Raw genomic sequence first — 13,272 nt, 5'->3', positions numbered from 1 at the left:
CTTGATGCCACCCTCGATATAGAGTTATACCACGTCAATCTGAGGTAGCTTACTTTTGACAAAATCAATTATCTCATCACGGTAAGCAAATGACGCAATAACAATTAAATTAATATTGGCTTTGTCCATATCGTCAGGGTTTCTAACCTCAATACAATTTAGCCTCGAAATTTCCTTCCAAGAGCGGTCATAATAGGCGATAGGATTAAGCCCTGCTGAAATTAGCACTCTTGAAATTCTAGCCCCCATTGCTCCCGCACCATAAATAGCAAAACTATGTTTATATAGACTCACGGTTGAAAGCAGTGACACTATATAGTCGTCCGAAAATACATTTTCATTAAAATTCAGAAACAACCTATAGTCTATCATGGCTTGTTTTGGCCATGGTTGCGCAGACAAACAAGGCATACTTTTCTCGGCAGAAAGCATGGCTACAATTTTTTTACAGCATTCATGTTTTGACAGCGCATTAACTAGTATAGTTAAACAACTAGCCTCGAAATTTATTTTTAAATATGAAATTCTTTTTTCCAACAATCCCGATAACTCGCTCAACCCCCCACGAAATTTATTTGGTGTGACGTTCAGAATATTACAATAACTGGCCAATAATGAATGCATTCTTTCTGAAGAAAGAAATTTATTTTGTATCAAATATCTCTCAACATTAAAATGCCATACAGCAGCGCGTGTTTTATCCATGCGATCTTGCATCGTCGACATAGAACCCTCTCGACGATAATAAATTACGCCTATCGAATGATGAGTAATCAGATGTGCTCCCTGCATGACGATTCGTAAAAGCAAGTCATAATCTTCATGACCGCCATCTACTCTGACGTCTTGAGAAAAACCACCACAGGCCCGTACTTCATTAGTCCAATATAGATAAATATGTGGAGGGCCAATGTTCACTATTAATAATGCAGACAAAGCATCACCAAACGCAGGGATAATATCAACTTCTTTTTCCGTATTTTCGTTTATCTCACGAAAACCAATACAACCTATTGAATTCCCCGATGTCATCATAGCTACTTGATTAGCAACACATTCAGGTAATAGTTCATCATCGGCATCGAGAAACTTAATATAATCGCCTTTTGCCATCTTTAATCCAGCATTACGTGCTGCTGATAACCCTTGATTCTTTTGTCTCAACATATGGATAGGGAAATCATATTCTTCATGTTCTATTTTTATCGCAGGCTCACTTCCATCATCCACAATGATTACTTCAATGGCATCATATGTTTGGCGTTGCACCGAGATTAATGCGCGAGAGAGCAAGTGCCCCTGTTGATAACAGGGGATAACAATTGTCACTAGTTTACTTTTAATATTTTTCATTGAAATTTCTCAGATTTTAATCTCATATCTGGTCATACATTTTCACAGCTGATTGCAATGTCATTATTCAGTAAGAAAGCCATTTAAACGCAGCCTTTATAAGTGAATATCTCAACCATAGGCGAGGTATCATTACAGGTCGACTTGATCGAATTCACTATTTCAGTGCAAAATGCTCTCGATGCTACACTGTAAGTTTTTAACTTTAAATTTGATGCCTCTGACAACGAAATCACCTTGATACCATTCATATATAAAGAACTACGCTCGGCACGTCGATCGATAATGTGGGTCACGCGAATACCATGCAGTGTTAGTAGTTCATGAACTCGCAGCCCCAAATCCCCAGCTCCGTAAAGTGCTGTTTCATCTTTGTTTTTTTCTTGCAGGAGCTGTAGCAACATGGGGGCCACCTTCTCATCATCCTGATAGGTGGCCAATTCCCCGCAAAGCTGTAATTGATCCGGGAAAGCAAGAGCAACAATACCTGGGTACCAGAAGCTGGTCTGAATAATTGGATTAACACCATCCAATAAAAGTTGGTATGCCTGCACCCCTGAACCGACAATCTCTTTGAGCAATAAGGCATCGCACGGTGACACCAGGGGGATACTTTCCCCAGAAGTCAGAGGGAGGGGTAAACTGGCCAATACGCAGGCCTCTTGCCACATCGGATAAAGAATGAGGCGATAGAGGATGGCAACAAAGTAATGCCGTTCAGATATTGATGGTTCCTGTTCAAGCCAACTGGTTTCTGCAGCAAGTTTCCCCCAGTCGAGAATCGTCTTGATGAATTTATCTAGGTAAGCATCATGCCGGATAGATTCATCAGGCCGCTGTACACCGACACGCGTGATTATTCCCTCATTAACCTGCTGATATGCCCGAGTGGAACAGAGAGAACCATTGAGCAGGATCTCGCTTATTTCCGGATAAGCGGCCAGCTGCTGCGCCCACTCCTTGCATGCGGCCGACTGAAACACATGCAATTTTTGCATTAGGGCTACCCGGTTTGCACGCTGACTGGCATAGAACATGAAGTAGTTGACATCATCGAGTCCTGCTACCAAATGGAGGTTTTGTAACAGGCTCCCGCCACAGCCCCAATCCAGAATGGCTACCTCTGGTGCGTTTTTTACTCCTTGCTGCGAAAGATATTGCAGCAGCCACTGCCGCTGTTGCTGTAGGTACACAATAATAAGAGGCTGGGCAGTTGTCAGCCAGCTCAGCACCTCATGCCAGTGTGTAGTTTGTACCAAATCGGACAAGGTGTGAGATCTGAGTGGAACCCAATCAACCGGACACTCAAGCCCTAGATCCTCCAGCAGTTCAGCCAGTGTATATCCCCGGCGCTGACTGAGCTGATTCACAAGATCCATCGACCAATCGCGGCTAGGCAGGAAAGTAGAGCGACGGGAAATGGCTAGCGTCTTGACACTAAGATCGTGTCCGGGAATTTGCTGAACAAGACGCGCGATGACATCGCCTTCGCGCAATAGACAGAACAGTGTTCTAATCCCCTGTTGCTGGCATCTTGCTACTACCCAACGCGCAAAGGCATACAGTACAGGGGCATAGACACGACTGGCTAATCTGGACATGACCGAGCCATCACTGTGCCAGCGCCATTGCCGCCGTAACCGCTCCAATCCAGGGATCGTGCAACGAAACAAGCGTTGTTCGTACTTTAATTGCGCAAGTAAATCATCCCCTAATCCAACATGGCAGACGCTTAGCCCCGATGCCTTTGCCATCTGCAAGTCGGTAATCTTGTCATCACCGATGTGCAACACCGACGCTGGCAGCCAGTTTTGCTCCGCAAGCAGACACTGATACAGGCGGCCATCCTGTTTGCTGGCCTGATATTCGCTGGAAACATAGATCTTATGCAACAAGAGCTGGGGAGCCTTAGCACTGAAGAAGCACTGCAACAAGCTTGCTGGCAGATACATATCGGAAAGCAGTACGATCGGTATATCGTTGTGCTGCTGACTGGCCAACCAAGCGACTAGTACCGGATTAAGCCACCAGTTGTCGTATTCCATCTGCTGCTCTAACTGCGACAACTGCTCACCCTGCGAACTCGGCCAACAGGCATAAATGTGCTCCAGCCGTACCTCTCGGTGACCTTCACGCTGCATCATAAAACGCCGTGCCATCGCTTCAGCCTCTCTACGGTATTCCACAAAAGCGTCAGGATCGTTATTGTGCAGAAGACCCAGCTGGTAGGCCTGCTCTCCCAGCTGATACCAGAGTTGCTCGACGGTTCCGGCTTGACGGAAGATCAAGGTATCGAAGACGTCACATGAAATAGCCCGTATCGGTTGCGCGTCTAGAGCATCATTCAAGTCAGATAGATAATTCCCCACATTTATCCCCCTCTTATCGACTGAACCAGAAACGCTGGAAATGTTGTAGCGCATTATCTACAGCATCATCCATATCAAAGTAACGATATTCAGCAAGACGGCCCAAGGCTATCAGTTGCGGGAACTGGGCCAATTCATCGCGGCAAGCCTGATAATTCTGTTTGGCCATATCGGTAAACAGCGGGTAGTAAGGCTCCAGCCCCTGCCCTGACGCATAGGCACAGGGATATTCATAAACAATGCTGGTACCGGGATGTTGCTGCCCTGTCAGATGCTTGAATTCGGTGATGCGGGTATAGGCCTCTTCATTCGGGTAATTGACCGTGGTCACCGGCTGAAATTGGGCTTGCGGCAGATGACAGTGCTCAAAGCGCAGCGAGCGATACGGCAGACCATAGTGATCCTCCGGTATCAGCTGATCCAGCATGCCGGTATAGACCAAGGGTCCGGCAAAAGGCACGCCATCCAGCAGTATCCGTTTCTGTTGCCAATCCAGACAAACATGGGATTCCATGGAGGTGGAGAGCCTGACCTCAATCAAGGGGTTAGCCAACATGCGCTCGAACATGGCTGTGTAACCCTGCTCGGGTACCGCCTGCCAGGGATCGATGAAGTAACGGTCATCACGATTGACGACGACCGGCACTCGCGCAGTGACCTCGGGCGAGACCTGCTCTGGTGATACACCCCACTGCTTGCTGGTGTAGTTGACGAAGGCACGCTCATAAATGAACTGAGCCAGCTCAGCCAGCAGAGGCTCAGCTTCCTGCCGCAGTGCCATAATGGGCACTCTGGCCCCCTCACCGAACCTGGCCTGAAGAGCCTCAATCATGGCCGCTGCCTTCTCGGCCGGGAAGCAACGCTCTATGCTGGTCAGGTTGAACGGGATTGGCACCAACTGACCATCGATCCGTGACAATACACGATGCTCGTAAGGCCGCCAGGCGGTAAACTGCGACAGGTAATCCCAAACTTCCCGCTTGTCGGTATGAAACAGGTGCGGTCCATAGCGATGGATCAGCACCCCATGCTCGTCATACTCATCGAAGCAGTTGCCGCCTATATGGCCGCGCTGTTCCAGCACCAGTACCTTCCAGCCAAGCTGGCTGGCCATTCGCTCCGCCATGACGGCGCCGGACAGCCCGGCTCCGATGACAATCGCCTGATAACTCACGCTGCATCTCCAAACAGTTGTTGCATGACGCCGGCCGGATTGGTGCGCCCCTCCCACGCCAGCTGATGCCGCTCGTCGAAAAACCAGCCCGGTGCCAGCGTGGCCACCTCGCTCACCGACTGCTCAAGCAGGTTGAGAAAACGGGCGTAGTCTCCCTGCCGCAAGAAATAGAGCGCGGCAGAGTAGTAGTGATGGGCTCGCCCCTGGGCAATGGTCACAGGATCGGCGCCAAAGTCACCGGCATTGTCACAAGCCCGCAGCAGGTCGCGCAGCGACTGCTCACGACGCTCGGCCGATTTGCGGGTCTGCCCGCCAAAGCTCTGGGTGTGGAAGCGATAACGTCCCAGCAGCTCGGGGATAAAGTCGAGGGTTCCCGGGTTGAGAGAGAGATTCAGAATATGCCATGGGTAATCGAGGATGATCTTGCACCCCTCGTCGATGGCATTTTCCATCCCCTCATAACGCCGAAACATGATGGAGCTGGCATTGACGAATACCCCGAACCGGATCAAGGCCTCTCGCGTCATCACGGGTTCGAGATGCCGGCTGTTGTAGTAGTCACGGGTAAACAATTTGATCCGTGCCCCTGTCTCATCATCGAACATCTCGGCTTCGTGGTAGCAGAGGGTGCAACCCGGGTGTGCATCCAGATAATCGGCCTGGCGCTGCAGCTTGTCCGGCAGGGCCAGATCATCCCCATCCACATAGGCGAGATAGTCACCCCTTGCCTCTGCAAGCAGCCGTTTCTGGGTCTTGGCCAGCCCCATGTTCTGTTCGTTCTGCAGAATGCGCAGTGTCGGCCACTGCCGCGCCAGCCGCTGCAAGATAGCCCAGGAGTCATCACTCGAGCCGTCATCGATCGCGATCACTTCGAACTCGAAATCCGTTTGCTGCTCGAGCAGGCTGAGCAGGCAGGGTTCGATGAAGCGCGCCAGATTGTAGACAGGCACCAATACGCTGACTTTCATAGGGAAATCCAAGAGAAGATGAGTAGAAAAGAAGCGGATGGGAGAAAATGGGCAAGGCTACCGCACGGTCCCTGTCAACCCTTCCCCCCTCTCTGTCAGGTTTTACTGCAAGAGATATGCCTGACCAAGCTAATCCATTGAAGCTGCGGGATTTATGTGAGCCACACCCGATTATTCATGCTGGGCGAGACCACGGCTGCAAACGTGCAGCATGTCTATCCCATCCCAGTGCCACTCGAATGCCAGCGCTTGTCCCGGCGCCACCACCCTGTCTATGCGGCAGACGGGCGCATTCGGCAAGGCATCCTCAAGCTGCGCCTTGTTTGCCCCGACCCAGACACAGGTCTGCATATCCCACGGCTGCAACAGCAGCTCATTCAGGCTATCGGCCACAAACTCGGCGACTGTACCTCCTCCGACGTGTGCGAGCCGCAAGGAGGCGGCCGGAGTCAATAAGGTGACACCCGGGAATGTGCTCAGCTGCATCTCACCGTCCAGGGCGGCATTTTGTTGACTGTGGATGAGCCGCTCCATCACCAGAGCGGGATCGTCGGCAAAGGGAGCAAACAGGGCCTCCAGCAGTCGGTGGCGCAACTCGTCGTCGGGCTCGCCCAGCCAGCAGAGGGTAGTGGGGGAGGCGCAGGCCTGCTGATTGAAACGGGTACAGTCCTGTTGCAGGGCCCCCAGGGTCTGTTGCCAGCCCACAGCATCCAGCCCGGCCAGCCAGTGGTTGTCTAGCACCGCCATGGAGCGGCGATCCGGAAATACCACTTCCTGTGCACTTGGGGAGAGAGGAATGGCCCGCACCTGACGGATGGTCTCGTCGCCACCCCAGATGATGCGCAGCCGACAGCGGGCCGACAACCAGCTGGTGATGCCTTCGTCGTGGTCATAACGGATAAAGCGGGTGCGCATGGCGATCTCCTGCCACTCAACCTGGCGGAAGAGGTCGTTCAGTATGGCCAGCATGGCATCCTGTACCGGGTCGCGGCGCGACGACAGCCGCACCACGCAGGGATTGCCCATCAGCAGGGCCATCAGCCAGGAGTAGAAGGCCACGGTCGGCACGTTGGAGGGCACCAGGTGAAACACGACGCCCACCGCCCCCCGCCCCTGCAGCCGTTGCTGCTCTCGGGCCAGCTGGCGCGGCCGCAGCCAGAAGCCGAACGCGGCCAGATCGGGATGACGCCGCCCCTCCTGCTGCAGGCGTATCGACAGGGCCGCCACGAAGTCGCAGATGACGGGGGCAAAACAGGGCAGCGGCTGCGGGCAGAACGTCTGCCAGCTGGCAGCCGGTGATACGAAGCTGACGTTGGGCCCCGTCAACCAAAGCCCCTCTACCACCTGCGGCGGCGTCACTGGAAGGTGTCGCTGCATCCCCTCACCTCGGCGCCTTGCTGGCGCCCTGATACCTGAAAATAACGGCCATGGCGGCCACAGGGGCAGTCATCCTCCCCCAGCAGCACGCCGAGATCCTCGGTCAGCAGGCAGTGGCCAGGATAACTGCCGGGAATGGCGGAGAGCACCTGCAACAAACCGGGCCGACCGACCCCGAGCGGCTGATGGGTGAGCGGATCGCGCACCTGCAGATCGGCAAATACGGGGGCATGCAGATGCCCCTGCTCGCACTCGACGAAGATGGATCCCACCTGCTCCACCATGCCATAGAAGTTGTGTACCCGACCCAGCCCCAGCTGCTCGCGGCAGCGCGCCTTGAAGGTGGGATTGTCCACCGCCAGATGCTGCAGCTTCTTCCAACCGCCGCTGTGAAACAAAATGCCCTGCTCAAAGGGCAGGTGCAGTCCGCGCTCGCGCAGGGGCTCTAGCAGGCATTGCCAGACCATGAAGGTAAAGCCGAACAGCAACACAGGCTGACCAGCGTACTTGTCACAAAACGCCTCTATCACGGGCCAGTTGGGCCGCATCTGCTCGTCGAGGGCATAGGTGTGGTCCCGGCCGAGGAAGGAGAGCCCCAGGGCACCTGCGCCACGCGCAGAAAAGCCGCTGCGGTTCTGGATGAGGGTGGGCTGCTCCACCAGCAGCATGGGCAGCCGCTGCTTGCCGACAAACTCCTGCAGTATCTTCACCAGCACCTTGCTCTGCAACGCTGCGGTCTCCCGATCCAGCACTATCCGTGACGGCGCCCCCGTGGTGCCTGACGAGGTGAGCACCTTGAACACCTCGGCCTCGGGCACGCTCTGCCACTGGGCCAGCTTGAACAGCCGGGCCGCCAGATAGGGCAGCTCGCCATAATCGGCAGCCTCTGCCGTCCAGCCGAAGGCATGCAGCACATTGGCATAAGGGGCGCAGTGCTCGACATGGTGACGGGTCAGGGCATTGAGCCGCGCCAGCAACAGCGCCTGTTTGGCGACCTGGGGCAGGTCGAAGATGGGGGCGGCCAGCAAGCTTTCCATCACGCCTCCTCCGCCAGTCTGGTCAGGGCGGCATAGTCAATCTTGTGGTTGGCGGTGCGCGGCAGCTGTGCCACCTGCATCACCCGCACCGCCCGTGGCGGCGCCTGCAGCCACTGTGCCAGCTCGCGCTGCAAGCCGTCGCCCGTCAGTTCGCCATGGGGTTCGACGACCACCAGCAGGCAGTCATCACGTCCACCGCAGGCTCCCGACCAGCCCCAGCGATGAAGCTGGCTCTCGACCTCCGCCAGACTGATACGCTTGCCGAACAGCTTGAGAAAACGGCTGAGACGACCGCAGATGTAGTAACGGCCCGCCTCGTCACTGCGAGCCAGATCGCCGGTGGCCAGCTCTTGCAACAGGGCACCCTGCGCCAGATCCTCGGCGGCACTGGCATAGCCCAGCATGACGTTGTCACCGCGATAGACCAGCTCCCCCTCCCCGGGCTTGCCCCCCTCCAGCTCGCGCAGGGAGAAGTGGCCGCCGGGAATGGCGCGGCCGATGGCATCCGGATGGGTGACCACCTCGTGCGCTGCCAGCCAGGCCATGCGCGCCGTCGCCTCTGTCTGGCCATACATGACGAAGAAACGGCGCCCCAGCCGCAGCGCCTGCTCGGCAAACTGCTGCGCCAGCGCGGGTTCGAGCCGTCCACCTGCCTGAGTCAGGGTCTGCAGGGAGGGATAACGGGCCCAGTCAAAACGCAGCCGGGCCAGCATCTGATAGGTAAAGGGCACGCCGGCAAAACTGCTCACACCGTGCTGCTCGACCTGCTGCCAGAAGTCGCGCTCCAGCACGCTCCCCTCGTGTTGCACCAGAGAGGCACCCACCAGCAGATGACTGTTGAGTACCGACAAACCGTAGGAGTAGAACAGCGGCAGGCTGGTGATGGCTCGTTCAGTCGTCGTCAGCGCCAGATAGTCGGCGATGGAAGCCGCGTTGGCCGCCAGATTGCGGCCCGAGAGGCGCACCCACTTGGCACAGCCCGTGCTGCCCGAGGTCGGCAACAACACCGCCAGCTCGGGGTGCAACAGTGGGCTGGTATCCCTGAGACGGATCAACTCCCCTGCTTCATTTACCCGGCAGCTCGCGGCGAACTGCTGGCAGCTGGCATCATGCTGGGCCAATGGCAGAGCAGGATCCGCCAGCATCACCGCATGCCCCAGCCTGAGGGCGGCCAGATAATGCAGCAGGTGGGCGGTGCGGGTGAAAAAGGGCAGATAGACCAGGCTGCGCTCGTCCGGATAGCTGGCCGCCAGCTGCGCCAGCCGCCGTGCCAGCTCGCCGTAGGAGAGCCAGCCCTCTTGCGGATCGCGCCAGGCCGGTGACGGGTTGTCTTCCCGCAGGTGGGCGAGCAGTGCGTGCGCGTGATCCATCAGACCGTCATGCCTCCATCCACACCGATGACCTGACCGGTCACGTAACTCGACAGGTCGGAGGCGAGGAACAGCGCTACCTTGGCCACCTCGTCCGGCGTGCCGATCCGCCCCATGGCGATGCTGGCGAGACGCTCGGCGAACTTCTGGTCAGGGATGGCACGCGCCATCTCGGTATCGATAAAACCGGGGGCGATGGCGTTGACCCGGATCTGGCTGGCGGCCAGCTCTTTGGCCAGTGACTGGGTAATACCGATCACCGCCGCCTTGCTGCCGGCATAGCTGCTAAGCCCGGCGGCGCCCACCCGTCCCATCAGGGAGGCCAAATTGATGATGCTGCCACCACCGCTGCGCTGCATCAGGCGGGCGGCGTACTGGCTGCAATAGACAACGCTGAAAGCATTGTGGCTGAAGGTCTGCTCCAGCTGCGCCTGATTGACCATGCCGAGCAGCCCCTCTTCCAGTATCCCGGCATTGTTGACCAGCACGTCCAGCTGACGAGTCTGGGCAAACCGCTGCTGAAAGGCCTGCTTGACCGCCTGCGGCTCGGCCACGTCGAAACAGAGCGGCTGGCAGGGGACGCCGAACTCGGCGCCGAGGGCGGCCGCCAGCTGACTCATGGCCGCTTCATCGCGGCCCCCCAGCCAGAGTTCGGCTCCTTGCGCGGCGAACTGGCGAGCGATGGCGAGGCCAATGCCGCGCCCGGCACCCGTGATCAGCGCTCGCTTGCCCTGCAGCAGCCCCTGCATCAGAGGGCGACCCCGTATTTGGCGAGGATCTCCCGCGCCTTGGCGACCGAGCTCATGTCGATGATGTCATCGGTATCGAGCAGGACGCCGTAGCAATCCTCCAGCTGGGCTATCAGGCCCATGTGGGCGACGGAGTCCCACTGGGGAATGCTGTTGTAGGCCAGCTGGTCGCTGACAGTGCTGACGTCGATGCCGAGGGCATCGGCAAAAACCTGTTCCAACGCTGTTGTCATCTGAAAAATCTCCGTAGCCGTTCTCGGGCGGCATAATAGTCGGCGGGCTGCAGTTCGAGGACGATGAAGTCGCCCTGTTGCCCCTGTTGGCGATAGCCGAGCTGTGTGTTCAGGCGCAGGGCGGCGTCGTTGCCGGTGCGCACCAGGGTGCGGATGCAGCCGAGCCCGAAGGTATCGAAGCCCTGATCGAGCTGTGACAGGGCGGCGGCGACGGCCAGCATGGGGTGACGCACGCTGGAGCGGCCCAGATAGAGGCCGGCATCGGCCACCGGCTGCCCCTGCAGCGATTGTCGCGTCTCCCCTTTCAGGTTGACGTAGCCGGCCCGCAGGCCGCGGCACCAGAGCACCCAGTGCTGCTGGTCAGCCCGTTCAAGGCTGCTGACGAACCACTGCCGTTGCTGGCGGGGGGAGATGAGCGCCTGCTCCACCATCTGCAACCGCACCTCGTCCAGGTTGCGCCAGCGTCGCAGGGTGGGCAGATCCCAGGGCTGGAGCGGGCGCAATTCGACACCATAACTCATGTTCAATACCAACGACGTCCCATCACTTGCCCATGTTATCGACCATCACCGGGCAATTCCGTAGCAAAGCTCAATAATATAAGATGAAAACTCGGTATAATCTCAAAAATAATCAAAGAGTTGTCATCAATTATCCGGCTCGGCGACCACGTCGGGCTCCTCAGGGAGAGAGCATTATGGCCATCGCCATCATCCCGGCACGTGGCGGCAGCAAGCGCATTCCCCGCAAGAACATCCGTCCCTTCTGCGGTCAGCCCATGCTCGCCTACGCCATTCAGGCGGCCAGGGCAGCAGGCTGCTTCAGCCGAATTGTGGTCTCCACCGATGATGAGGAGGTCGCCGACATTGCCCGCCAACTCGGCGCCGAGGTACCCTTCCTGCGCCCCGCCAGCTTGGCCGACGATCATACCGGCACCACCCCAGTGGTGATCGATGCCATCCGGCAACTCGACGATCTCGGCATTCAGGCGGAATACTACTGCTGCATCTATGCCACAGTGCCACTCATTCAGGCCAGCGATCTGAGCGCCGCCCACGACCGCCTGCTCGCCAGCCAGGCGCCCTTCGTCTACACGGTGGCCGAATTTGGCTTCCCCATCCAGCGGGCGGTGCGCATGGACGCACAGGGCAGAGTCAGTCCCTTCTGGCCGGAGCAGATGGCGAAACGCTCTCAGGATCTGGAACCCGCCTACCAGGATGCCGGCCAGTTCTACTGGGGTAGCCGCGCAGCCTGGCTGGGGGGTATCAGCCCGGTGGGCGGGGAAGGGATCGGCCATATTCTGCCAAGGCACAGGGTGGTCGACATAGATACGCCGGAAGATTGGCACCTGGCCGAACTGCTCTATCAAGTGCTGAGCCAGGATGACGTTTAAGGTTGCCTTCCGGCTCGACGCCGGCGCCGAAATAGGGCTGGGCCACCTGATGCGCTGCATGGCCATCGCCGATCGGCTGCACGCCGCCGGGGCCGAGTGCCACTTCCTCTGCCACGATCTGCCGGCGCACCTGCTGTCGTTGTTGCGGCCCCATCACCATCATCCCCTGATCGAGCGCGATGACGCCGGCCCGCTGCCCGGCTTGCAGCCCGATTGGCTGATCATCGATCACTACCAGATTGACCAGCGGCTAGAAACAGAGCTGGCAGCCCACTGCCGCCGTGTGCTGGTGATCGATGATCTGGCCGACCGACCGCACCACTGCCAGCTGCTGCTGGATCAGGGGCCCTTGCGCCGCGCTGCCGATTACCAGCCACTCACCCCAGCCGATTGCCGGCTGCTGCTGGGCACCGACTATGCCCTGCTGCGCCCCACCTATCGCCAGCTGGCGCGGCAACACGCCAGTCAGTGGCAACGGGGCCTTATCTGCTTTGGCGGCGCCGACCCGGCGGGTGCCTGCCTCGTCACCCTCAACAGCCTGGCCCGGCTGCCCTGGGCCCGCACCATCCAGTGGACCCTGGTGGCGGGCGGCGCCAATCCCTTCTGGCCCGAGCTGGAACAGAGGGTGGCCGAGCTGGCCGACCTCGACCTGGCGCTGTTGCGCCAGAGCGACCAGATGGCCGACCTGATGAGCCGGCACGACTTCGCCATCGGCGCCGCCGGCGGCATGACTTGGGAGCGGGCCTGTCTCGGCCTGCCGACCCTGGCGGTGCCCATAGTCGACAACCAGCAGTTCAACGACGAGGTGATAGCCCGCTTCCAGCTTGCCGAACGTCTGACACTGGGCGAGCTGGCCGAGCCGGCGCGGCTCATGCAGGCCTTGCAGCGGCTGGAGCGACAGGCTGATGACTATCGCCAACGCGGCCAGCAACAGGTGGATGGCCTGGGGCTGGATCGTCTCACCGCCTGGCTGCTGCCCCAAGCCGATTATCAACTGATACCTGACGGCCAGCAGTGGCGGTTCCAGCAGGATTACAAGCATCTGCTCACCCTGACCCTGTGCGGCCCGGAGCTGGTATGGCAGGCCCATCCGTCACTCACGCCACAGCAATGGCAAGAGCTGGCACATCGCTTGCAAACAATTTTCTCCCAATTTCCCCTCTATCTTGCCGAGCCACCCAAGATAGCGCCCCCTGCCCCCTGGCAGCCGGCGCCGCAAGGCTGGCAACTTGGCACAGGAGCCTGACCA

General features: G+C 57.9%; 12 protein-coding genes. 2 read left to right on the top strand and 10 right to left on the bottom strand.

Translation table 11 applies throughout. The features are described from left to right. Positions 1-24 precede the first annotated feature (24 nt). From GWQ31_RS08520 to GWQ31_RS08475, 10 genes are all read right to left on the bottom strand, one after another. The gene (locus GWQ31_RS08520; RefSeq protein ID WP_275909128.1) at positions 25-1,353 is read right to left on the bottom strand and encodes a glycosyltransferase family 2 protein; all 1,329 of its coding nucleotides are present in this window, start codon (positions 1,351-1,353) and stop codon (positions 25-27) included. Positions 1,354-1,436: 83 nt separating this feature from the next. Beyond that, positions 1,437-3,776 carry a hypothetical protein gene (locus GWQ31_RS08515; RefSeq protein ID WP_275909127.1) on the bottom strand — a complete coding sequence of 780 codons (2,340 nt, stop codon included), beginning with the start codon at positions 3,774-3,776 and terminating at the stop codon, positions 1,437-1,439. Continuing rightward, positions 3,736-4,896 (bottom strand): UDP-galactopyranose mutase, encoded by a 1,161-nt coding sequence (glf, locus tag GWQ31_RS08510; protein WP_275909126.1) that lies wholly within the window; start codon positions 4,894-4,896, stop codon positions 3,736-3,738. The genes GWQ31_RS08515 and glf overlap by 41 nt, the downstream gene beginning before the upstream one ends. Next, positions 4,893-5,864, bottom strand: a complete 972-nt coding sequence (locus GWQ31_RS08505; protein ID WP_275909125.1) for a glycosyltransferase — start codon at positions 5,862-5,864, stop codon at positions 4,893-4,895. Before GWQ31_RS08505 ends, glf begins: the two co-directional genes overlap by 4 nt. 171 nt (positions 5,865-6,035) lie before the next feature. Beyond that, a complete protein-coding gene (locus GWQ31_RS08500) occupies positions 6,036-7,241 on the bottom strand; it encodes an acyl-CoA reductase (RefSeq protein WP_275909124.1) in 1,206 nt (401 codons plus the stop codon). After that, on the bottom strand, positions 7,220-8,278 hold the full coding sequence (locus GWQ31_RS08495) for an acyl-protein synthetase (protein ID WP_275909123.1): 1,059 nt from the start codon (positions 8,276-8,278) through the stop codon (positions 7,220-7,222). Before GWQ31_RS08495 ends, GWQ31_RS08500 begins: the two co-directional genes overlap by 22 nt. Next, positions 8,278-9,648 (bottom strand): AMP-binding protein, encoded by a 1,371-nt coding sequence (locus tag GWQ31_RS08490; protein WP_275909122.1) that lies wholly within the window; start codon positions 9,646-9,648, stop codon positions 8,278-8,280. The genes GWQ31_RS08495 and GWQ31_RS08490 overlap by 1 nt, the downstream gene beginning before the upstream one ends. Beyond that, positions 9,648-10,397: an SDR family NAD(P)-dependent oxidoreductase gene (locus tag GWQ31_RS08485; protein WP_275909121.1), complete on the bottom strand. Its 750-nt coding sequence runs from the start codon at positions 10,395-10,397 to the stop codon at positions 9,648-9,650. The genes GWQ31_RS08490 and GWQ31_RS08485 overlap by 1 nt, the downstream gene beginning before the upstream one ends. Continuing rightward, entirely contained in the window at positions 10,397-10,630 is a 234-nt protein-coding gene (locus GWQ31_RS08480; protein WP_201971002.1) for an acyl carrier protein, read from the bottom strand. The genes GWQ31_RS08485 and GWQ31_RS08480 overlap by 1 nt, the downstream gene beginning before the upstream one ends. Continuing rightward, on the bottom strand, positions 10,627-11,163 hold the full coding sequence (locus GWQ31_RS08475) for a GNAT family N-acetyltransferase (protein ID WP_275909120.1): 537 nt from the start codon (positions 11,161-11,163) through the stop codon (positions 10,627-10,629). Before GWQ31_RS08475 ends, GWQ31_RS08480 begins: the two co-directional genes overlap by 4 nt. 164 nt (positions 11,164-11,327) lie before the next feature. Here GWQ31_RS08475 and pseF point away from each other — a divergent pair, with 164 nt between their 5' ends. Continuing rightward, a complete protein-coding gene (pseF, locus tag GWQ31_RS08470) occupies positions 11,328-12,023 on the top strand; it encodes a pseudaminic acid cytidylyltransferase (RefSeq protein WP_275909119.1) in 696 nt (231 codons plus the stop codon). Beyond that, the gene (gene pseG / locus GWQ31_RS08465) at positions 12,013-13,269 is read left to right on the top strand and encodes a UDP-2,4-diacetamido-2,4,6-trideoxy-beta-L-altropyranose hydrolase (protein WP_275909118.1); all 1,257 of its coding nucleotides are present in this window, start codon (positions 12,013-12,015) and stop codon (positions 13,267-13,269) included. The genes pseF and pseG overlap by 11 nt, the downstream gene beginning before the upstream one ends. The last annotated feature ends 3 nt before the right edge of the window (positions 13,270-13,272 follow it).

This window comes from Aeromonas sp. 2MA4, assembly GCF_029237305.1.
Classification (GTDB): Bacteria; Pseudomonadota; Gammaproteobacteria; order Enterobacterales; family Aeromonadaceae; genus Aeromonas; species Aeromonas salmonicida.
The sequence above is the reverse complement of the archived record's forward strand: the minus strand, read 5'-3'. Positions and strand labels throughout refer to the sequence as shown.